Raw genomic sequence first — 19,633 nt, 5'->3', positions numbered from 1 at the left:
GCGGTCCCCGAGCGACCGCACCGGGAGGAGCGAGCCGTGACCGCTGCAGCCGCCGACCTGGCGTCCGACGGCCCGGACGGCGCCGGCGGTGAGGTGACCACGTCGGTCGCCGGGCCGATGCCCGAACCCGACCTGGACGCTGCGACCGACGCGGCGCGGGCGTTCCTGACCGCGCTGGGCATGGACCTGGACGCCCCCGGGCTGGACCGCACCCCGCGGCGCATGGCCAAGGCCTACGCGGAGATGTTCCGACCCCGCCCGTTCGAGCTGACGACGTTCCCCAACGACGAGGGCTACGACGAGATGGTGGTGGCCCACGGCATCGGGTTCACCTCGGTGTGCGAGCACCACCTGCTGCCCTTCAGCGGCCACGCCACGGTGGGCTACCTGCCCGACGACCGGATCGTCGGGCTGTCCAAGCTGGCCCGCGTGGTCGAGCTGTTCGCGCGGCGCCCGCAGGTGCAGGAGCGGATGACCCAGCAGGTGGCCCGGTTCCTGGCCGAGCAGCTGTCGCCGAAGGGCGTCGGGGTGGTGCTGAGCGCCGAGCACTCCTGCATGACGGTGCGGGGCGTGCAGGCGCACGGCAGCAGCACGACGACGTCGGCCCTGCTGGGCCGGATGCGCGAGGACGCCCGCACCCGGGCCGAGTTCCTGGCGTTGTCCGGACGCTGAGGCGCGACGCACTACCCTTGGCACTCGACGCGACCGAGTGCCAGGTCGCCGGACACCCACAGGTTCCGGGCCCACGGGCCCCACGACGCCAGGAGGCCACGTGCCGACGTACGCCTACGCGTGCACCGCGTGCGGTCACGAGTTCGACGCCGTCCAGTCCTTCAGCGACAGCTCGCTGACCGACTGCCCGCAGTGCGAGGGGCGGCTGCGCAAGAAGTTCGGCGCCGTCGGCGTCGTCTTCAAGGGCTCCGGCTTCTACCGGACGGACTCGCGCAGCGGCTCGGGCGCCTCCGGCTCGGGCTCGTCGGGCTCCTCGTCCGGCTCGGACAAGGGCGCCGACAAGGGCTCCTCGGACTCCGCCGGCTCCTCGGCCGCGGCGTCGACCGGCTCCTCCGACGGGTCGGGCTCGAAGGGCTCCTCGGACAAGGCGTCCGCCGGCAGCTCCAGCAGCTCGAGCAGCACGTCGACCTCGGGCACGAGCGGGTCGAGCACCTCCGCGGCCTGAGGCCGGCCCTCTGGTCACCTGACCCGGTCCGTCCACCTGACCCGATCTGGTCAGCTGACCCGGTCCGTCCACCTGACCCGGTCCGTCCACAGCCCGGGGCCGTCCACAGCGGCCCGGGGCGGGACGTCCGCGGTCCCGGTGAGTGCGCGAGGCTCGTCGCGTGCTCTCCCTCACCGGCGCCACGGGCTACGACGCGACCACGCGACGCCGGGTCCGCCGGGCCTCCGCGCGGGCCCGGCCCTGGCTGCTGCCCGTCGCCGTGGTCGTGGCCGCCCTGCTGGTGCCGCTGCGGGCCTCGGCCCCGGCCCCGGCCCCGGTCGTCGTGCCCGTCCCCGCGCTCGTCCCACCGGGTCGGGTGCTGGTCGCGGTCACCCCGAGCGACCCTGCGGTGCTGGGCCTGGCGCGGCCCGGGGTGCGCGTGGACGTCTACGCGGCCGCGGCGACGTCGTTCGAGCCGGGCGATGACCGGCCCGCGCGCCTGGTCGCGGTCGACGCCCTGGTGGTGGACCCGGACGGAGGTGCCGACGGCACCGGGTCGACGCCGCGGCCGGGCGACGGCCGCGCGGCCGGGCCGGACCCGGGGGGAGCCGGTGGTGCGTCCGGCGGGCTGGCCGCGGCGGGGGTGCTGCCCTCCTCCCCGAGCGGCCCGGCGGCCGTCACGCTGGCCGTGACCGACGCCGAGGCGGCGGACCTGGCGGCCCGGCCCGGCAGCGGTCTGACGCTGGCCGTCCGGGGGCCGGTCGAGCCGCCGTGAGGCACGTGCGCCGAGCGGCCGTCCCGAGGGGTGACCAGCACGGGAGGCACTGGATACAGTCAGCCCGCGCCGGACCGCGCGCAGATGGTCGACAGCTGGGAGATCAGCGTGCTCAAGGGTTTCAAGGACTTCGTCCTGCGGGGCAACATCATCGAGCTGGCGGTCGCCGTCGTCATCGGCACCGCCTTCGCGGCCCTGGTGGCCGGCTTCACCGAGAACATCATCAACCCCGTGCTGGCCGCCGCGGGCGGCGGCGGCGACATCCCGGGCTTCGGGTTCGCCATCCTCGCCGGTGACGCGTCGACGTTCGTCAACGTGGGCAACGTGATCGCCGCGATCCTGCAGTTCCTCATCACGGCCGCGGTCGTCTACTTCGTCTTCGTCCTGCCCATGAACAAGCTCTCCGAGATGCGCAAGCGCAACGAGATCCCCGCCGAGGACGCCCCGGCGCCGGACATCGAGCTGCTCACGGAGATCCGCGACCTGCTCCGGGCACAGCAGCAGCAGCCCCGCCTCTGACCGACGCCGAGCGCACCCCGCCGACCCATGGGTCGGCGGGGTCCACGGGGCTCAGCGATCGCGGAACGGGGCGAGCAGCTCGCGCGCGGTGCCGGTCGCGCCCCAGTCGTGGTCGAACATCGCGACGAGTGCGAGGGTCTGGCGCAGGTGCAGCAGGGGCATGCGCTCCCGCCAGCCGTCGTCCAGGCCCGTGAGCTCGGCGTAGACGGCGAAGAACCGGTCGGCCGCCGGCGGGTGCGGCGAGCACCACAGGTGGCTCAGGTCCACCTCGGCCCAGGTCCACGACACCGCGGGGTCGATGACCGCGGGCCGCCCGGCGGCGGTCGACAGCACGTTCTGGGCCCAGAAGTCGCCGTGGGTCAGGCTCGCCGGGCGCGCCGGCAGCAGCTCCGGCAGCCGGTCGCACAGCCGCTCGAGGGCGCGGCGGTCTCGGACGTCGAGCTTGTCGCGCAGCCTCGGGCTGGGCAGCCAGCGGAGCAGGCGGTGCCGGGCGAAGAACGTGTGACCGTCGTCCTCCCAGCGGTTGACCTGCCGGTGGGTGCCCAGCCAGCCGTCGCGGGGCCAGCCGAAGCGCGGTGAGGTGACGGCGTGGAGCCCGGCGAGCTCGTGCGCCAGCCGCTCCCACGCCTGCTCCTCGTCCAGCCGGGGGCGCAGCCGGTCCAGGACCAGGACGTCGCGACCGACGGCCAGGACGTCCGGGGTCGTGACCCCCGCCCCGCGCAGGGCGGCCAGGCCCTCCGCCTCGACGTCGAAGACGTCGTCACCGGGTGGCTCGGCGAGCGTCTTGACGACGGCCGACCGACCCGAGCCCAGCGTGACGAAGGTCGTCTCGGCGGCGAACCCGCCGTCGGCCGGTGACGACGCGACCGCCGGCCCCAGACCGACCCGGGCCAGCCGCTCGTCCAGGGAGTCCCGCGGCACGGCGACGAAGGTACGGCACCGGGCTCACCAGTGGGGCGGTCGCTCCCGCAGGATCCGCTCGTCGTCGTCCTCGCCCGGACGCTCGCCCCAGCCGGTGTCGGTGTCGTCACCGGACACCCGCGGCACGACCGGGTCGTCGGCCGTCCGTGCCACCGGCTGAGGGCGGTCGGCCCCGCTCGGATCCGCGGTCGCACTCGGATCCGCAGTCGCGCTCGGCTCGGCGGCCCCGCTCGGCTCGGCGGGCGGGTCAGGCGCGTCAGGCGCGGCCGGCGCGTCAGGCACAGCCGGAACGGCCGGGTCGGGAGCCGTCGTCGCGTCGGGCAGACCCAGCAGGCCGGCGGCCACCCCGGCGACGTCGGCGGCCACCAGCTCCGCGGCGACGAGCCGGTGCTCCCAGCCGGCCTCGACCAGCGCCCACCGGCGCCCGGCGACCACGGCGGGGTCGGGGTGCGCCACGTCCACGTCGACGACCAGGGCCCGCTCGCCGTGGCGGACCGCCAGACCGCCCGCGGGCCCGGGCACGACCTCGGCCCCGAGCTGGACCAGGTCGCGGGCCAGCACGGTCAGGACCGCGGAGAGCTCCGCGACCGGGCCCGGGGCACCGGCGGTCGACGTTGCCCCGACCTCGCGGGTCCGGGCGGCGCGGCGCCGGTGGCCCGTGCCGTCGTCGGCGGCGGCCTCGACGGCCGCCAGCACCTCGGCCAGGGCCTGCGCCCCGGGGGTCCGCAGCCGCCCCGGGTCCAGGTCGCCGGAGCGCAGGGCGGTCACCACGTGCAGCCGGTGCCGGGCCCGGCTCACGGCGGTGGTCAGCAGACCGGCCCCACCGGGGGCGTCCAGCGGCCCGAACCGGTGGATCACCCGGCCGTGGGGCGTGCGCGCGAACCCGGTGCTCAGCAGCACCTCGTCGCGCTCCAGGCCGCGGGCCTGGTCGACGGCGGCCACGACGACCGGCTCGGGCCGGGCCGGGCCGAACGCGTCGGCCAGCGCGGGGTAGGCCCGCACGGCGCGGCGGATGCCCGCGGCGACGGCTGCGGCGTGGGTGCGGGTCAGGCCGATCACGGCCACCGACCGGGGCGGGTCCTGCGCGGCCAGGTCGACGACCAGGCGCAGCGCCTCCTGCACGGTGTGGTCGACCTCCACCTCGGTGGAGTCCAGCTGCTCGTTCTCGCCGGTGGGCAGGCCCACCGCCGCGTCGAGGAACGTCCGGGTGACGGTGGTGCTGCCGCGCGGGGACCCCGCGGTGGCCACCCGGCTGCTGCCGGTGGCCGCGGCCAGCGCGGCCAGCGTGGCGTCGTGGGTGCGGTGCGCGGTGCCCAGCCGGTCCACCGGCAGGCAGTCGCCGAGCACCGTGGCCGCCGAACCGGGACGGGCAGGCCCCAGGTCGGCGAGCGCGACCACCTGCGCGGTGCGGGCCAGCGCCCCGCAGACCTCGGCGAAGCCGGACCGACCGGCGTCGTCGATGACCACGACGTCGACGTGCTCGTCGGCAGGCAGCGCCGCGACGTCGGCGGGCACCAGCACGCGGACGGGGTCGCTGAGGCGCAGCCGCGGGTCGAGGCCGTCGCGCGCGGCGCGGACCCGGCCCGCGGCGGCCGCCACCCACTGCTGCTGCGAGGAGGCGTACCGGTCGACGGCCTCGGTGGTGGCGGCCCGGTCGCCCGTGGCCGGGGCCGTGGCCTCGGCCACGCCCAGCCACCAGGCCAGGCGCAGCTCGCGCGCGGCCATGGCCGGGCTGACCTGGCCGACGGGCAGCGCGCCGAGCCGCTGCAGCAGGGTCCGGCCGCCGCGCTCGGCCACCCGCTGCTCCAGCAGGGTGCGGCGGGGCAGGTCGTCGAGGGCCTCGGCGTCGTCGAGCAGCCGCACGGCGACGTCCTGCACCTGCTCGAGGGTGGCCTCGGTCAGCCGCAGGCCCGGGTGGAGCAGGTCCAGGCGTTCGCAGGCGCGGACCAGGTCCCCGAGCCGGTCCACCATCGCCCCGGTCGAGCTGGGCAGGTGGGCCCAGCCGGCCCCCTCGCTGATGCGCTGCCAGTCCAGGCGCTGCGCGGCCGCCGAGGACAGCAGCCGGTGCAGCTGGCGGTCGTCGACCTCCACCCCGGGGCGGACCAGGCGGCGGGCCCGGCGCTGCAGCCGCCAGCGGGTGGGCCCGGGGATCGAGTACCCGGTGGTGCGCCGGAACTCCTCGTCGGCGGTCGCGGCGACCAGGTCGAGGATCGGCACGTCGAAGACCTCGGGGACAAGCCGGTCCAGGGTGGCCTGCAGGCCGACGAACAGCCGGTGCCGGTCGGCGACCTCGGCCACCGTGGTCGCTCGCACGGTGCCGGTGCCGTGGGCCAGGTCGCCGACGGCGGCGCGGGCCTCGCGGACCAGCTCGTCGCGCAGCCGCCGCGCCAGGCCCAGCGCCTCCTGCGCGCCCTGCCGGTCGGTGATCCGGGCCCCGGTCCACGCCGTGGTGACGTCGTCGAGCGCGCCGAGGCGGACCGCCTCCGCCAGGTCGTCGGCGAGGCCGTCGAGCTGCTCGCGCGACAGGGCGGTGCCCTGGTCCTGCTCGATGACCACGTCGGTCAACCGGGGCCCTTCGACCGCGGCGGCGGCGAGGACCTCGAGCACGTCCGCCCGCGTCACCTGCCACGGCCGGCGGACGCGGTGCAGGTCGGCCACGGCCGCGCGGTAGCGCTCCCCGGCCTCCCGGTGCCGGCGGTCCTGGTCGCCCCCGGTCGCGGCCGCGCCCGGCGCGTCGGACCCGGCCGGGGCCGCGGCGGCGCCGGAGCCGTCGGCCACCAGGTCGCCCAGGCCCAGGTCGACGAGCCGGTCGACGAGAACGTCCCCCTCGGCGCGGGTGGGCACGACCACCAGGCAGCGACGTCCGGTGGCGGCGGCGACCGCGGCCACGGCCAGCGCGCACGTGGTCGCCCCCGTGCCGGGCGGGGCGTCCACGCCGATGCTGTGGCCGGTCAGGACGGCGGCGAGGACCCGACGCTGGTCGGGGTCGAGGCGGGCGGGCACGAAGCGCTCGAGCAGGTCGGCGACGGCCGGGGCGGGGGCCGACACGTCGGGCAGGCCGTCGCCCACCCGGGTCACGACCGTCGACGCGGCGACGTCCCAGTCCTCCCCCACCCAGGCCAGCGGCGAGTGGGCGGGCACGTGCTCCCGCAGCCGGTCCAGGTCGGAGACCACCCGGTCGCCGTCCAGCGACACCGGGGCCAGCAGCAGCCGGCGGCGCAGCACGGCCCCCGGCACGGCGGGCAGGGCGGCCTGGACCAGGTCCAGCAGCGGGTACGGGTCGAAGCCGCTCCCGGCCGTCCGCAGCCGCTCCCCCAGCACCTCGGGCAGGTCGACCGCCCCGGAGCTGCGCCGGGCCAGCTCCCGCGTCAGCGCGGGGTTGACCGCCACCGGTCCCTCGACCACGACGGCCGCGTCCCCGTCACCGGCCCCGGCCACCCGGCAGGCCCGCAGCAGCACGGGCAGCTCCGCGCCACCGGGCAGGACGACGACCCCGGCCACCAGGTGACCGGCGGCCAGGCCACGGTCGTCGAGGGCACCGACGACCTCGCGGAAGCGGCGCAGCCGCAGCAGGGCGGCCACCCGGGCCTCGGGGTCGCGCACCAGGCCCGACAGGTTCTGCCGGCCCGAGGCCAGCAGGTGGGCCTGGCCGGACGGGTGGGCCAGGGTGACGTCCAGGCAGGCGTCGGCCAGCGGGCGCAGGTCCCGGGCCCCCGACGGCTCGTCGAGCAGGCCGGCGCGGGCACGGTCGAGCACGGCGGTGGCGCGGTCCCGGGCGGTGCGCGCCTGCTCGGAGGGCGCATCCGTCGACGACATGCCCTCACGGTACGAGATGCGCGGGGGTGCGGACGCCGATCATGGGGCCATGACGACGCCCGCGTCGCGAGGCCCTGGCCGCTGGCGGCGGGCCACCCGGACCCCGCTGGACGTGCTGGCGGTGCTGTTCGCGACCACCTTCGTCACCCAGGTCGCCACCGGTCAGGACGACGTCGGGGTCGTGGCCGGCTGGGTGCGGCTGGTGGTGTGGCTGGCCTTCGCCGTGGACTACCTGGTGCGGGTCCGGCTGTCGGGCGTGCCGGTCCGCTTCGTGCTGACCCACCCGGTCGACCTGCTGGTCGTGGCGGTCCCGCTGCTGCGCCCGCTGCTGGGCCTGGTGGCGCGGCTGCTGCGCGGCCGGGGCCTGCACGGGCGGACCGGTGTGGTGGCCCGCACGCTGGTCTACCTGGTGTCGGTCACCGCGACGCTGGTGCTGTTCGTGGCCGCCGCCGTGCTGGTGGCCGAGCAGGACGCCCCGGGCGCCACCATCCGCAGCCTGCCGGACGCGCTGTGGTGGACGGTGGTCACGGTGACGACGGTGGGCTACGGCGACCTGTACCCGGTGACCGCGATCGGGCGGCTGGTGGCGGTGCTGGGGATGCTGCTCGGCATCGCCGTCCTCGGCACGGTGACCGCCACGATCTCGGCGCAGGTCGTGGCCGCGGCCCGCCAGGACGTGACCCGGGCCGATGCCGCCGGGACGCGCCGGGACGGGGGTGCCGACGAGGGCCCTGGCGAGGAGGACGAGATCACGCTGGTGGACCTGCCCCAGGTGCTGGCCGAGATCAGGGCGCTGCGGCGCGAGGTCGCCGCCCTCAGAGCGGCTGGACCGGCGCCACCGGACGGTCCGGGTCCGGCGTCCCGCTGACGGGCGCGACCGGGGTGACGGCGCCGGGCGCGCGGCGCCGCCGCCGGAGCACGCCCTGGCCGACCGCGACGCCCAGCACGACGACGGCACCCCCGACGACCTCCTCCGGCTGGACCGTCTCGGCCAGCACGAGCGCCCCCAGGGCGACCCCGATCACCGGCGACAGGTAGGTGACGGTCGAGGCGAAGGTGGCGCCCAGGCCCGCGGTGACCGCCGTGTTCAGCACGAAGGCGAGACCGGTGCCGAGCACGCCCAGCGCGACCATGCCCACGACCACCCGGACCGTCAGGTCGACCGGGTCGTTCGACAGCACCGGCGCGGCCAGCACGCTCCAGCCGAGCCCGCAGCTGACCTGGCCGAACGCGATGACCAGGGGGCCTACCCCGCGGGGCAGCACGAACCGGCGGACCCAGACCAGCCCGACGCCGTAGCAGGCGGTCGCGCCCAGGCAGGCCAGCTGGCCCAGCAGGGCCTCGCGGCCGCCGAGCCCGGTGACCTGCGGCAGCGCCACGACGACGACCCCGGCGAAGCCCACGAGCAGCCCGACGACCTTGCGGGTGGTGACGCGCTCGGTGGGCAGGAACAGCAGCACCATGACCAGCGTCCACAGCGGCGTCGTCGCGTTGAGGATCGCGGCCAGGCCGGAGTCGATCCGGGTCTCGGCCCACGCGAAGAGCGTGAACGGGACGAAGCAGAACAGCACCCCGAGGACGGCGAAGTGGCCCCAGGTCACGCGGTCGCGGGGCAGCGCGGTCCGGGTCACCAGCAGCCACGCCCCCAGGAAGAGGCTGCCGAAGAGCAGCCGCGCCAGCGCGACCTGGCCCGGGCTCAGCCCCTCCAGGCCCCACTTGATGAACAGGAAGCTGGCCCCCCAGCAGGTCGCGGCCACGAGCCACGCGACGACGAGAGCGGGACGCGATGCGGGCATGTCGGCACGGTAGGCCCGGGCGGTGACGGCGGGCGTCCCGATACCGGCCTTACCGGGCACCAGGTGGCCAGTGTCCTGCGGGTGGCCCGCCCGGCGGGCGAGGTCGCTCAGGTCAGCCGGACACCGAAGCCGCGGCGGGCCAGGTGCAGCAACGGGTGGCGCGGGCGCAGGAGGTCCTGCACGCGACGGGTCGACAGCTCCTCCAGCCGGCCGACGGCGGCCTGCAGGGCGTCGGCGCCCTCGCGCCGGGCCCGCAGCAGCACCGCCGTGTTGGCCCACACCTGCTCCCGGCTCTCGCGCAGCAACCGGGCCGAGGCCGCCCGTGACACCGGCAGCAGCAGCCGGTCGAGCACCCCGGGGGCGGCGGCCGCGGCCCGGACCAGGTGCCGGGACTCCGAGGGCACCAGCCCGACGATCACCCGGTCCAGCGCGTGGTGGTCCCGCGCCCGCGACGCCATCAGGGCGGGGTCGCCGGTGTCGGCCTCGGTGAGCACCTGCAGCAGCGACTGCGGCATGTCGTAGTTGATGTGGGCGTTCATGCCGAGCAGCACGTGCAGGTAGGGGTGCAGGTCGGCCGGGGCCGCGAACGCCGCCCGCCACGGCCCGGGGGCCTGCTCCGGCCCGGCGCGGTGCGCGGTGAGTGCCCGCAGGTACAGCTCGGCGAAGGCGACGTCCCAGCGCGCGAGCCAGTCCGGGTCCTCCACGAGCCCGGAACCGGCCGCCCCGCCGACCGCGAGGGTCACCCGCCGGTACGTGGCCAGGAAGTGCCGGGCGGGGTCGCCGTCACGCTCCAGGACGGCCAGCTCGTCGGCCATGCGCGCCGCCACGGCGACGATGGGCCCGCTCACACCGCACGTTAACCCGGGCGGCGCGGCCGGGCCCGGCCTGCCTACCCTGGGGCGTGACGTCTGCCGAGCAGCTGCTGGCCCGCGGCGGGGTCGTGGCCCTCACCGGCGCGGGCCTGAGCACCGACTCCGGCATCCCGGACTACCGCGGCCCCGGCTCGCCCCGACGGACGCCGATGACGTTCCAGGACTTCACCCGCTCCGAGCAGGCGCGGCAGCGGTACTGGGCCCGTAGCCACGTCGGCTGGCAGCGGATGGCCGGGGCCGGCCCCAACGCCGGGCACCGGGCCCTGGCCGCGCTGGGCCGGGCGGGTCTGGTGCGTTCGGTGGTGACGCAGAACGTCGACGAGCTGCACACCGCGGCGGGGTCGACCGACGTGGTCGACCTGCACGGTCGGCTGTCGCAGGTGGTGTGCCTGGGCTGCGGGGCCCTGAGCCCGCGGGAGCGGTTGCACGAGCGGCTGGCCCGGCTCAACCCCGGCTGGTCCGAGCGCGTCGACCTGCCCGAGGCCGACATCGCGCCCGACGGCGACGTGCGGCTGGACGACACGGCCGGGTTCGTGGTCGTCGGCTGCGAGCGCTGCGGCGGGGTGCTCAAGCCCGACGTGGTGTTCTTCGGCGAGAACGTGCCGGTCGCGCGGGTCGAGCACTGCTACCGCCTGGTCGAGGACGCGCAGGTGCTGCTGGTGGCGGGCACGTCGCTGACGGTGTTCTCGGGTCGCCGGTTCGTGGCGCGGGCGGTCAAGCGGTCGGTGCCGGTGGTGGTGGTCAACCGGGGACCGACGCGGGCGGCCGACTTCGCCGACGTGCTGGTCGAGGGCGGCTGCTCGCCGGTGCTGGCCGGATGGGCGCGGACGCTGACAGGATCGACCGGGTGACCGAGCCCGCCGTACCGCCCGCGACCGCCCTGCCGCCGGACCCATGCGCCCCGCGCCAGGTGACGGGTGCCGACGGGGCGTCGTTCCGGTTCTGCGCCCACGGCGGCCACGTCCTGGGCTGGGTGCCCGCGGGCGGGGCGGAGCGGCTGTGGCTGAGCCGGGACACCGGCTGCGGACCCCGCACCGCGATCCGCGGCGGGGTGCCCGTCGTGTGGCCCCAGTTCGCCGAGCGCGGCGACGGCCCCCGGCACGGTGTCGCGCGGGACCGGACCTGGTCGGTCCTGCACGCCGGCCCGGACGCCGGCCCGGACGCCGACGGGGTGGCCCGGGCCCGGCTGGAGCTGCGCGCGGACGCCGCCACGCGGGTGCTGTTCCCGCACCCGTTCACGCTGACCCTGGACGTCGAGGCCGCGGGTGACCGGCTCCGGCTGGCCCTGACCGCCGGCAACGACGGGGTCGAGCCGTTCACGTTCACGGCGGCGCTGCACGGCTACCTGGCCGTGTCGTCGACGGCGACGGCGCGGGTGGCCGGGCTGGAGGGCGCGAGCGCGCACCACAACGACGGCAGCGGCACGTCGGTGCTGCCCGACGCACCGCTGCCGACCGCCGGGCCGGTCGACCTGGCCGTGACCGGTGACGCGGACGTCGTGAGGGTCGTCGACCCCGGCCTGGGCGACCTGGTGATGAGCGCCACCGGCTTCGACTCCTGGGTGGTGTGGAACCCCGGTGCGGACTCGGCGCCCGGGGACGTTCACGCCGGCGGCGCGACGGAGTTCGTCTGCGTGGAGCCGGCGCGGCTGGACCCCGTCACCCTGCCGCCGGGCGGGCGGTGGGCCGGGGTCCAGACGCTCCGGTCGGTTCAGCCGGCGGGGTAGGGCTCCGCCTTGAGCAGCCGGGCCAGGTGCGCCAGGTGCCGGGCGGTGTCCCTGGTGGTGCCGACGACCTTGTCCGGGCGCGGCTGCAGGTCCTGGTAGTCGACGCTGCCCATGGCCTCCCCCACCCAGTAGGTGCTGGCGGCGGCGGGCACGGTGAACCCGACGTCGACGAGCGCCTGGAACACCTCGGCGCACACGTGGTGGGCGCCGTCCTCGTTGCCGACGACGGCGACGCCGGCCACCTTGCCGAAGGTCAGCATGCGGCCCTGGTCGTCAGTCTCGGAGATCTCGGCGTCCAGCCGTTCGAGGACGACCTTGCTGACGCTGGACGGCTGGCCCATCCAGATCGGGGTCGCGATGACGAGGATGTCGGCGGCGAGGACCTTGGCCCGCAGCTGCGGCCACTGGTCACCGTCGCCCTCGTCGGTGGAGACGCCGAAGCGGACGTCGTGGTCGGCGACCCGGACCACCTCGCCGGTGACGCCGTGCTCGGCCAGGGCGTCGAGCACCTCCTGGCCGATGGTGTGGCTGCTGGACGGAGCGGGGGACTTCTTGAGGGAGCAGGTGAGCACGAGTGCGGTGAGGTCGGTCATGGGTGCTGGCGTACCCCGGATCGGCGGTCGGGACACGTGCCGGGCCGGTCCGGTGTTCGACGGGCGGCGGATCGGGCACTCCTGGGGCATGCCCTCCCCCGTTACCCCGCCCCCCGGCTCGAGCCCGACGCCCGGTCCCGACCCGACGCCCGGTCCCGACCCCACGCCCGACCGGGAGGCACCCGTCGTGCGCGACCCGACCACGGCGGAGCGGGTGGCCCGGCACCTCGACCGCCCGATGAGCGCGCTGGGGATCCTGTTCCTGCTCGTCGTGCTCGCCCAGGTGCTGGCGGAGCAGCCGACCGTCGTGCGGGTGCTGACGGTGGTCGGCTGGGTGCTGTGGGCCGTGTTCGTGGCCGAGTTCGCGCTGCGGGCGTGGGTCGCCCGGGACCAGCGGGTGTTCTGGCGTCGCAACTGGTGGCAGCTGGTGTTCCTCGCCGTGCCGTTCCTGCGCTTCGCCCGCGCGCTGACCCTGCTGCGGCTGACCCGCGTGGCCCGGGCCGGCAGCGTGCTGTCCGCCGCGGTGCGCGGGTCCCGGTCGGGCGGCCGGCTGCTGTCCGGGCGAGTGACGTGGCTGGGTCTGGTGACCGGGGTGGTCGTGCTGGCGGCCAGCCAGCTGCTGTACGTGCTGGGGTCCTACGACGACTACGTCGTCGCGCTGCACGAGGCGGCCATGACCACGGTCACCGGCACCGGGCTCAGCGCCGAGGGCGCGTTCCCGCGGCTGCTAGAGGTGGTGCTGGCCGTCTACTCCGTCGTGGTGTTCGCCACGCTGGCCGGGGCGTTGGGGGCGTACTTCCTGGAACGGGCCGACGCGGCCCGGGGGGCCGTCGCGCCGTGAGCGTCCTGCCCCCGCCCGTGGGGCGACAGGACGTGCGGCCTCAGTGGTCGGACGTCGCCCAGGCGGCAAGGACCGCCACGCCCAGCCAGAGCTGGGTCAGGGCCGGGCCGTCGGCCGGCAGGGGGGCCGGTCGCGCGTCCGCCCGGTCCACGGCACGGTCGATGGTGTCCACGAGGTAGGTCTCCACCAGCATGCGCAGGCAGTCCGCGGCGTCGCGCTCGTAGCCGTGGACCGCGCAGGGCACCTCGTCCACGGACGACGCGACCCACGCGCCCGGGTGCGGGCAGCCGTCGACCGCCCCCACCGGCAGGCCGTCGAAGAGCGGGGCGACGAGCTCCCGGGCCGTCTGCTCGAGGTCGGCGTCGGGGTCGGCGAGCCGCGTGCGGCGCTGCCGCTCCACCCACGCGGCCAGGGTGTCGTCCAGCCGACGGTCCAGGACCGCGACGGCGTCGTGGCCGGGTCCGCCTGCACCGAGCTCGGCCATCGCCCGGACCGTGCGGCGCGGGCTCGTGCCCGCGCGCAGCTCGGCCACGGCGGTGTCCACCAGCAGGTTCAGGGCCTCCTGACGCCAGCGGGGCGGTACGTGCTGGCGCGGCAGCAGGTGGGTCGCGGGCCGGTCGGGGGCGCTGGGCGCGGGCATGGCGGGCTCCGTTCGGGTGAATGCGTCGGCTCAGGTGTCGGCACGCCGACCCGGTTCCTGTAGCGCCGGTCGCAGCCGCCCCGCCCGCCCGTCCCGCGGCCGGTCCCGGGGGTCCGGTCCGGTAGCCTCCCGGGCGGGCGCGGAGCCGGCGGCAGGAGCCGCACCGCCGCCCACGGCCCCGTAGCTCAGGGGATAGAGCATCGGTTTCCTAAACCGTGTGTCGCGAGTTCGAATCTCGCCGGGGCCACCGAACGAACGTCGAGGTCAGGGGCGGTTTGCTCGCGACCGGACTCAGTCTTCTGGTCGGCCGGTGAGTCCGAGGTCCGCACCTGGTCCGCAAACGCCGTCGTCGCGGCCCGGTCGAGCCTCTCGGCGACCTCGTCGAGATCGTCCCCAAACAACCCTGCGTAGACGTCGAGCGTCATGGCGGCGGAGGCGTGGCCGAGCATCTTCTGGACCGCCTTGACGTTGGCGCCTGCGGCCACGGCCAGGGACGCCGCCGTGTGCCGGAGCTCGTGAGGGGTCAGACCCGGGAGACCGACTGAGGCCGCAGCAGCGTCGAAAACCTGGCCCCGGAAGTTGCGGTTCCGCAGCACCGCTCCCTGCCGGCTCGTGAACGCGAGATCGTCGGGCGACCGACCCGATAAGTGCCGACGAAGCCGGTCCACGAGAAAGGCCGGCAGGGGCACGGATCGGCGCTGGTGGCTCTTGGGCGTCCCGAAGACCGCACGGCCACGCACCTCGACCATGGACCGCTGGACGTGGATCCGGCGGCGCTCGAGGTCGACGTCTCCGACGCGCAGGCCGGCCAGCTCGCCCCAACGGAGCCCGGTGTAGGCGAGCACCCAGATGACGACGCCGAAAGGCTCACCGACGGCTAGGGCCAACGCCGCGACCTGCTGGTGAGTCAGGAAGCGCTTGTCCGCGGAGCCGATCCGAGGCAGTCGCACCCCGACGGCGACGTTCCGGGGCAGTCGACCGTCCCTCACGGCGCTACCGAGGATCATGTGGAGCACCCGGTAGCCATGGCGGACCGAGGACGCAGACAGCCCGCCGCGATGCAGGTCCGCTACCCAGGCAGCCACTCCCGAGTGCGTCACGGACGCCACAGGCACGGAATCCCAGGTGGGCAGCACCTGGTTGGCGAAGGCGCCGCGGTAGCGCTCCAGGGTCGTCGGCTTGAGCTGGGACTGACCGGCGAGCCACTGCTTGCCCCATTCCCCCACGGTGACTCTGCCGAGCGAGGGGTCGAGCCACTCCCCTCGTCCGACGGCGACCTCGACGGTGGCAAGCCAGCGTTGGGCGTCGAGCTTGCGGTCGAAGTGCTTGGCGCGCTCCTTGCCGGAGGGGTCGCGGTAGCGGGCGCGCCAGCGTCCGTCGGGGCGCTTGGCGACATTGCCCATCTCAGCCTCCTTGCTTGGCGAGCCAGGCTTCGACCTCGAACCGGCGGTAGCGCAGGTGCTTGCCGAGCCGGTAGGCGGGCGGTCCGCTGCCGAGGCGTCGCCACTGGTAGAGCGTGGCCACCGGCACCCCGAGGAACGTGGCGACGTCACCGATGCGCCACAGAGGCTCGGCCCCGATGGACCGGGATGAACTGTGAATGATGGCGTCAGGCACGATGGGTCTCCTCTCGGTGGAGCGCGAGCTCGACGACATCCGGCGTCTGCTCGGAGTTGGGCGGCTGCTCGAGTGCGTCGCGGTGCAGCCAGCCCCGCACCTCGTCAGGGTCGAAGCGCAGAACCTTGCCGACGCGGTAGGTGGGTGGCCCTTCGCCGCGGCGGCGCATGGCGTGGATGGTTTGGACGGTGACGCCGAGGTAGTCGGCCAGGTCCTGGGTGGACCAGAGCCGCGGGGCCGGCTGAGGATCAGGCGACATCGGCGTCCTCCTCGGTGAGCTGCGCTCGAGCCATGGCCTCGTCGTACTGACGTCGCCAGAGGTCGCGGTTGGCGACGGCGTGGAGCAGGCGGGTGGCCAGCGGCGGGACGGGGTCCGTCCGCTTGGCGAGCTGCCACACCAAGCGGCGGGGCTGACCGTCCTCATCGAGCCGGTCGGGAGGCCTGACGGACCAGCCGGGCGAACGGTCCGGTCGCGCAGTCTCCGGCACGGTATCCCCGGACTGATCGTGCTCGTCGGGCTCGTCCACAGGCCCCCGGCGGCTAGCGGCGACCTGCTCTTCGGCCTCGCGGTCGGCGGCGTCGAGGAGGACGGCGCGGACGAAGGCGGCACGGTCGGCGCGGTGGTCGGTGAGGGTCTTGCCGCTCCAGCGGCGGGAGACGAGGACGCGGCGGCCGGCGTGGCCGAGGTGGGTGCGGCTGTGGGCCTTGGAGCGGCAGGCGCCGGCGCGCATCCGGGGTCGGGCGTTGCGGGGCTGGACGCCGTAGCGGAGCCAGTTGGCGCAGGTCGGTGAGCACGGCTCGTACCGGAGAGCCTCGACGAGGCGGTCGACGTGCGCAGCGCGGCGGGCCATGGCCGGCGACGTGCTCTGGGTGTCGTCGGCGCCGTCGTCAGGGTCGGCGGCGGGGTGGTCCATGGCGGCGTCGATGCTCTTGGTGAGGTACTTGCAGAGGTAGCCGATGCGTCGGTCGGCCTCGGGGGTGCCGGTGAGGATGCCGCGCATGTCGGCGACGCTGCCGAAGCGGGTGACGTAGAGGGGTTCGGTGACGGCGTCAACGGCCTCGTCCCAGGTGGGCAGCTGTTCGCCGGTGTCGGCGTCGACATAGTGGCCGTCGCGGTGGTGGGGGTCGCCGTCGGTGGCGTCGGGGTCGTCGGGCACCCAGACGGGTGGGTGCTGGTCGTCGTGTGTGACGGTGTGGGTGCGTGGCCACCAGACCTGGTGGTAGGTAGCGTCGATGACCTGGCGGAGCAGGGCGCGGGGCAGGGTGCCGCGGATGGCGAAGTGGGCGTGGAGGGCGCCGCGGCGCTGGGGCTCGATGGTGGCGAAGTACTGGATGTCGTAGCCGGCGACGCGGCGGAGGTTCTGCACGAGCCGGTCGAGCAGGCGGGAGAAGGTGAGGTTGTCCCTGGCCTGGGCGGCGTAGTCGTAGGTGCCGGGTCGGCGGGGGGTGCCGTCGGCGTGGACGGGGCCATAGGAGGGCAGGGTGACGGTGACGAACATGCTGGGCCGGTAGACGCGGTCGCCCTGGGCGATGAAGGTGCGCCCGAGGGTGGAGCCGTTGGAGGCTTTCCGCGGCAGGTCTGGGGCGTCGTCACGACGGCGCGTGGACCTCGACCGGCGGCGGGCGGTGGCGGGCTCGAGGTGACCGCGGACTCCCCCAGCAGCGAGGTCGGCGTCGACGGCGTCCAGGGCGGCTACTGCGGCGTCGGCCTCGATGTCGTCGCCGGTGGCGGAGCTGCGGTCGCGTTCGGCGGTGACGTCGGCGCGGACGAGAACGAGGTCGCGCTCGACGGGTTCGGGGTCGCGTTCGTCCCAGGGTTCGGTGTCGCGGTGCCAGCCTTCTCGGCACTGGGTGATTCGCAGGGCCTTGGCCTTCGCGGCACAGGCGCGGCAGACGGCTTCGCGGGTGGAACCACAGGGGACGTCGACGTAATCGGTTCGCCCCGTGGTCTCGTCGAGGACCTTGAGGGTGACGGGTCGGATGCAGACGCCGTTGCTGGCAGCGACGTCGCGGAGCAGCTCGGCGGCGGCGGGCTGGCTCATCCGGTCGGCGCGGGTGCCGGACCCGGGGGTGACGAGGGGGACCCGGTCGGTCGGCGCGGTGCTCATCGGAGAACCTCCGCGTCGGCGGTCCCGTCCTCGTCGACAGCGTCGACGGCGGGGCGCACCCCTTCGTCCGGGAGCGCGGTTGTGCCCGTGGCCGCAGGGAGGTGGGCGGAGGCTGTGATCCGGTCGCGGATGGTGTTGTCGTCGAGGTAGGCGGCGCGGACGCGCACCGGGTCGGGGTGGCCGTCGACGCGAACGTAGGCGACGCCGGCCTGGGCGAGGCTGATCTCGTCGCAGCGGGCTCCGCGTTGGCGGGCGCCGTCGCCGAGGACCATGTCGACCTGGATGGGTTCGTCGAGGCGGAAGGCGACGCGGGTGGCGTGCAGGCCGCGCCAGCGGACGACGTCCTTGCCGGGGTCGACGGTGGTGGTGATGACGGTGAAGCCGACGGCGCGGCCGCGGGAGAGCAGGGCGCCGAGGGCGGCTTCGACGCGGCGGGCGGTCTTGGCGTCGGCGAGGGCGGTGATGGTGGCGAGCTCGTCGATGACGATGAGGTGGTGCGGACTTGCCGGGGTGGCGTGGTGGGTGCGGACGGTGCCGGCGAGCTGGGCGGCGCGGGCGTCGAGGTCGGTGACTAGGTCTTCAAGGTGGTCGGCCATCTCATCGACGCGGTCGACGACGTTGGCGACGAGGCGGGCGGCGTCGGCTTCCATGCCGCCTTTGGGGTCGAGCCAGGTCAGGTGGAGCAGGCGGGCATCGACGACCGGCAGCAGGCCGCAGACGAGGGACCACAGCAGGCTGCTCTTGCCCGAGCCGGTGGTGCCGGCGATGAGAGTGTGGCTGCCGCGGACGGGGGTGCACCAGGGGTGGCCGTTCTCGTCGCGGCCAACCACGACGCCGTCGAGGAGCTGCCGGGCCTCCTCGGTGGTCATCGCGCCGGGCATGCGACTTGGGACCACAGCGGTGAGGTGGTCGCGGCGGCGGACGTCGAGCCAGACCTGCCCGGGGCGGTCGGCGCGGACGGTGCAGCTGCGGGCGCGCAGGGCGTGGGCGAGGGAGTCGCTCGCATCGCGGACGTCGTCCGGGCTGATGCCGCTGGGCAAGGCCAGGCGTAGCCGGTCGCGGCCGGCTTCCCGTCGGACGGACCGTAGGCGGACGAGCTCGACCCGTGGTGCTGCGGGACGCGAGCCGGACCGGTCGTCGCGGTGGGGCCTCCGGTCGTCGACCCGGTCGGAGGCGGCCAGCCCGTGCCGGCGGGCCAGGGCGGGCCAGCGGGGTCCGTAGACGACGTGGTGCGCCCACGCGGAGCCGAGCACCCGTCCCGGTCCGGCGCGGAACGACCGGCGGTGGACGACGGCCCACAGCAGCAGCGTCCCCACCAGCACGAAGAAGGCGACACCAGCCCAGGTGGCGGCGTCGACCAGGGCAGCGTTCATGAGCCGTTCCTCAGGGCGGCGCTGGCGATGGTGAGGTGCCAGTAGAGGGCGTCACACTCGGTGGCGACCTTCCGGGCGTGGTCGGCGAGGCCGTGCTCGGGTGCGCCGGCGACCTGCTTGGACAGCTCGAGCAGGTCCCAGCGCCACTGGTCGGTCTGGCCGATGAGGCGGGCCAGAGTGACGTTGGCCTGCTCGCGGGTCTGGCAGTCGAGGGCGTCGAGCCAGTGCTGCACGTAGGCCTCGTGCTGCGAGGTCTCGTTCTGGTCGCCGGTCATGTGTGGTGCTCGATGTCGCGGAGGGCCTCGTAGAGGGCGTCCTCGCAGTCGGCGAGGGCGGCGGCGACGCGACGGGCGGAGGAGCGGACGTCGGCGTCGGGGTACTCGAGCATCTTGCGGGAGCAGGCTTTGAAGTCCTCGACGAGGCTGCGGGTCAGGGTGAGCATGCGTCGGGTCTCGTGGTGGGCCGCTTCGGCGGTGCCGGTGCCGGTGCTGTCCACGGCCCAGGACAGGACGCGGTCGATGTCAGCCAACGTGGGCTCCGGCGCGGCGCATGACGGCCTCGACCGACAGCAGCGGGTCGGACAGCTGCGCGGCGGCGGCGCTGAGGATCCGCGGGATGGAGTCGTCGGGCACGTCGAGCATGAGGGCGTGGAAGGCCCAGACCTCGTTGCCGAGCCAATCAATCCGCTTCCACACCCGCAGCAGCTCGTCGGGTAGGTCTTCGATGGTGCAGCTCAACGCCCGGGCCCACTCGGCGGCCTCGCGGGTGGCGCGCCAGGGGTGGTCGTCGTAGTTGGTCAGGCGGCTGACGTTGACGGGGGTGTAGCCGCTGAGGCTGTCGGTCATGGTCCACTCCTTCACCTGTGCCGCCCGGTGGGCGG

The 19,633-nt window shown here is 75.5% G+C and carries 21 protein-coding genes, 1 tRNA gene and 1 pseudogene; 9 read left to right on the top strand and 14 right to left on the bottom strand.

Going from position 1 to position 19,633, the window contains the following annotated elements:
* Positions 1–93: 93 nt before the first annotated feature.
* The 4 genes from folE (at position 94) to mscL (ending at position 2,450) form a co-directional block, all read left to right on the top strand.
* Complete coding sequence (gene folE / locus SJY06_RS06170) at positions 94–672, top strand: GTP cyclohydrolase I FolE (protein WP_380169679.1); 579 nt, start codon at positions 94–96, stop codon at positions 670–672.
* A 100-nt stretch (positions 673–772) separates the two neighbouring features.
* Positions 773–1,177 (top strand): FmdB family zinc ribbon protein, encoded by a 405-nt coding sequence (locus tag SJY06_RS06165; RefSeq protein WP_380165684.1) that lies wholly within the window; start codon positions 773–775, stop codon positions 1,175–1,177.
* A 160-nt stretch (positions 1,178–1,337) separates the two neighbouring features.
* The gene (locus tag SJY06_RS06160; protein WP_380165682.1) at positions 1,338–1,931 is read left to right on the top strand and encodes a hypothetical protein; all 594 of its coding nucleotides are present in this window, start codon (positions 1,338–1,340) and stop codon (positions 1,929–1,931) included.
* 84 nt (positions 1,932–2,015) lie between these two features.
* Entirely contained in the window at positions 2,016–2,450 is a 435-nt protein-coding gene (gene mscL / locus SJY06_RS06155; protein WP_380165680.1) for a large conductance mechanosensitive channel protein MscL, read from the top strand.
* A gap of 51 nt (positions 2,451–2,501) precedes the next feature.
* Here mscL and SJY06_RS06150 read toward each other — a convergent pair whose 3' ends face one another.
* Together SJY06_RS06150 and SJY06_RS06145 are read right to left on the bottom strand one after the other, a co-directional pair.
* Complete coding sequence (locus tag SJY06_RS06150; protein ID WP_380165678.1) at positions 2,502–3,371, bottom strand: fructosamine kinase family protein; 870 nt, start codon at positions 3,369–3,371, stop codon at positions 2,502–2,504.
* Positions 3,372–3,395: 24 nt separating this feature from the next.
* A complete protein-coding gene (locus SJY06_RS06145; protein WP_380165676.1) occupies positions 3,396–7,187 on the bottom strand; it encodes a hypothetical protein in 3,792 nt (1,263 codons plus the stop codon).
* Positions 7,188–7,236: 49 nt separating this feature from the next.
* Here SJY06_RS06145 and SJY06_RS06140 point away from each other — a divergent pair, with 49 nt between their 5' ends.
* A complete protein-coding gene (locus tag SJY06_RS06140) occupies positions 7,237–8,055 on the top strand; it encodes a potassium channel family protein (RefSeq protein ID WP_380165674.1) in 819 nt (272 codons plus the stop codon).
* Here the strand turns inward: SJY06_RS06140 and SJY06_RS06135 are convergent.
* Complete coding sequence (locus tag SJY06_RS06135) at positions 8,003–8,983, bottom strand: DMT family transporter (RefSeq protein WP_380165672.1); 981 nt, start codon at positions 8,981–8,983, stop codon at positions 8,003–8,005. The two genes, SJY06_RS06140 and SJY06_RS06135, sit on opposite strands and share 53 nt — an antisense overlap.
* A gap of 107 nt (positions 8,984–9,090) precedes the next feature.
* Entirely contained in the window at positions 9,091–9,831 is a 741-nt protein-coding gene (locus SJY06_RS06130; protein ID WP_380165670.1) for a DUF5995 family protein, read from the bottom strand.
* A gap of 53 nt (positions 9,832–9,884) precedes the next feature.
* On the opposite strand from SJY06_RS06130, the gene SJY06_RS06125 reads away from it, so the two are divergent.
* Both SJY06_RS06125 and SJY06_RS06120 read left to right on the top strand, forming a co-directional pair.
* Positions 9,885–10,706 carry an NAD-dependent protein deacetylase gene (locus SJY06_RS06125; protein WP_380165668.1) on the top strand — a complete coding sequence of 274 codons (822 nt, stop codon included), beginning with the start codon at positions 9,885–9,887 and terminating at the stop codon, positions 10,704–10,706.
* Entirely contained in the window at positions 10,703–11,581 is an 879-nt protein-coding gene (locus SJY06_RS06120) for a hypothetical protein (RefSeq protein ID WP_380165666.1), read from the top strand. The genes SJY06_RS06125 and SJY06_RS06120 overlap by 4 nt, the downstream gene beginning before the upstream one ends.
* On the opposite strand, the gene SJY06_RS06115 is transcribed toward SJY06_RS06120, so the two are convergent.
* Entirely contained in the window at positions 11,566–12,174 is a 609-nt protein-coding gene (locus SJY06_RS06115; protein ID WP_380165664.1) for a flavodoxin family protein, read from the bottom strand. The two genes, SJY06_RS06120 and SJY06_RS06115, sit on opposite strands and share 16 nt — an antisense overlap.
* A 187-nt stretch (positions 12,175–12,361) precedes the next feature.
* On the opposite strand from SJY06_RS06115, the gene SJY06_RS06110 reads away from it, so the two are divergent.
* The gene (locus tag SJY06_RS06110; RefSeq protein ID WP_380165662.1) at positions 12,362–13,015 is read left to right on the top strand and encodes a hypothetical protein; all 654 of its coding nucleotides are present in this window, start codon (positions 12,362–12,364) and stop codon (positions 13,013–13,015) included.
* Between the two features lie 40 nt (positions 13,016–13,055).
* Here SJY06_RS06110 and SJY06_RS06105 read toward each other — a convergent pair whose 3' ends face one another.
* Positions 13,056–13,655 carry a hypothetical protein gene (locus SJY06_RS06105; protein WP_380165660.1) on the bottom strand — a complete coding sequence of 200 codons (600 nt, stop codon included), beginning with the start codon at positions 13,653–13,655 and terminating at the stop codon, positions 13,056–13,058.
* Positions 13,656–13,829: 174 nt separating this feature from the next.
* Here SJY06_RS06105 and SJY06_RS06100 point away from each other — a divergent pair.
* A tRNA-Arg gene (locus SJY06_RS06100) sits at positions 13,830–13,902 on the top strand.
* Positions 13,903–14,071: 169 nt separating this feature from the next.
* Here SJY06_RS06100 and SJY06_RS06095 read toward each other — a convergent pair.
* The 8 genes and pseudogenes from SJY06_RS06095 to SJY06_RS06060 all read right to left on the bottom strand — a co-directional run.
* Positions 14,072–14,662 (bottom strand): annotated as a pseudogene (locus SJY06_RS06095) (tyrosine-type recombinase/integrase); the annotation flags it as partial.
* Between the two features lie 397 nt (positions 14,663–15,059).
* On the bottom strand, positions 15,060–15,272 hold the full coding sequence (locus SJY06_RS06090) for a helix-turn-helix transcriptional regulator (RefSeq protein WP_380165658.1): 213 nt from the start codon (positions 15,270–15,272) through the stop codon (positions 15,060–15,062).
* Positions 15,265–15,531 carry a helix-turn-helix domain-containing protein gene (locus SJY06_RS06085; protein ID WP_380165656.1) on the bottom strand — a complete coding sequence of 89 codons (267 nt, stop codon included), beginning with the start codon at positions 15,529–15,531 and terminating at the stop codon, positions 15,265–15,267. The genes SJY06_RS06090 and SJY06_RS06085 overlap by 8 nt, the downstream gene beginning before the upstream one ends.
* Positions 15,521–17,380, bottom strand: coding sequence for a replication initiator (locus SJY06_RS06080; RefSeq protein ID WP_380165654.1), 1,860 nt, complete (start codon positions 17,378–17,380; stop codon positions 15,521–15,523). Before SJY06_RS06080 ends, SJY06_RS06085 begins: the two co-directional genes overlap by 11 nt.
* Positions 17,377–18,753 carry an FtsK/SpoIIIE domain-containing protein gene (locus SJY06_RS06075; protein ID WP_380165652.1) on the bottom strand — a complete coding sequence of 459 codons (1,377 nt, stop codon included), beginning with the start codon at positions 18,751–18,753 and terminating at the stop codon, positions 17,377–17,379. The genes SJY06_RS06080 and SJY06_RS06075 overlap by 4 nt, the downstream gene beginning before the upstream one ends.
* Positions 18,750–19,028, bottom strand: coding sequence for a hypothetical protein (locus tag SJY06_RS06070; protein ID WP_380165650.1), 279 nt, complete (start codon positions 19,026–19,028; stop codon positions 18,750–18,752). The genes SJY06_RS06075 and SJY06_RS06070 overlap by 4 nt, the downstream gene beginning before the upstream one ends.
* A complete protein-coding gene (locus tag SJY06_RS06065) occupies positions 19,025–19,282 on the bottom strand; it encodes a hypothetical protein (RefSeq protein WP_380165648.1) in 258 nt (85 codons plus the stop codon). Before SJY06_RS06065 ends, SJY06_RS06070 begins: the two co-directional genes overlap by 4 nt.
* Complete coding sequence (locus tag SJY06_RS06060) at positions 19,275–19,598, bottom strand: hypothetical protein (protein ID WP_380165646.1); 324 nt, start codon at positions 19,596–19,598, stop codon at positions 19,275–19,277. The genes SJY06_RS06065 and SJY06_RS06060 overlap by 8 nt, the downstream gene beginning before the upstream one ends.
* Between the last annotated feature and the right edge of the window lie 35 nt (positions 19,599–19,633).

It is taken from the genome of Jannaschia sp. R86511, from assembly GCF_042466345.1.
In the GTDB taxonomy this organism is placed as follows: Bacteria; Actinomycetota; Actinomycetes; order Actinomycetales; family JBBAYJ01; genus Aquipuribacter.
Note: the sequence above shows the minus strand (reverse complement) of the source record. Positions and strands in the feature narration are given on the sequence as shown.

Excerpts from the sequence above, each read along its gene's own strand:
- mscL (WP_380165680.1), top strand. The coding sequence starts at position 2,016 with ATGGTCGACAGCTGGGAGATCAGCGTGCTCAAGGGTTTCAAGGACTTC.
- SJY06_RS06145 (WP_380165676.1), bottom strand. The coding sequence starts at position 7,187 with ATGTCGTCGACGGATGCGCCCTCCGAGCAGGCGCGCACCGCCCGGGAC.
- SJY06_RS06140 (WP_380165674.1), top strand. The coding sequence starts at position 7,237 with ATGACGACGCCCGCGTCGCGAGGCCCTGGCCGCTGGCGGCGGGCCACC.
- SJY06_RS06135 (WP_380165672.1), bottom strand. The coding sequence starts at position 8,983 with ATGCCCGCATCGCGTCCCGCTCTCGTCGTCGCGTGGCTCGTGGCCGCG.
- SJY06_RS06115 (WP_380165664.1), bottom strand. The coding sequence starts at position 12,174 with ATGACCGACCTCACCGCACTCGTGCTCACCTGCTCCCTCAAGAAGTCC.
- SJY06_RS06105 (WP_380165660.1), bottom strand. The coding sequence starts at position 13,655 with ATGCCCGCGCCCAGCGCCCCCGACCGGCCCGCGACCCACCTGCTGCCG.
- SJY06_RS06085 (WP_380165656.1), bottom strand. The coding sequence starts at position 15,531 with ATGTCGCCTGATCCTCAGCCGGCCCCGCGGCTCTGGTCCACCCAGGAC.
- SJY06_RS06080 (WP_380165654.1), bottom strand. The coding sequence starts at position 17,380 with ATGAGCACCGCGCCGACCGACCGGGTCCCCCTCGTCACCCCCGGGTCC.
- SJY06_RS06075 (WP_380165652.1), bottom strand. The coding sequence starts at position 18,753 with ATGAACGCTGCCCTGGTCGACGCCGCCACCTGGGCTGGTGTCGCCTTC.
- SJY06_RS06070 (WP_380165650.1), bottom strand. The coding sequence starts at position 19,028 with ATGACCGGCGACCAGAACGAGACCTCGCAGCACGAGGCCTACGTGCAG.
- SJY06_RS06060 (WP_380165646.1), bottom strand. The coding sequence starts at position 19,598 with ATGACCGACAGCCTCAGCGGCTACACCCCCGTCAACGTCAGCCGCCTG.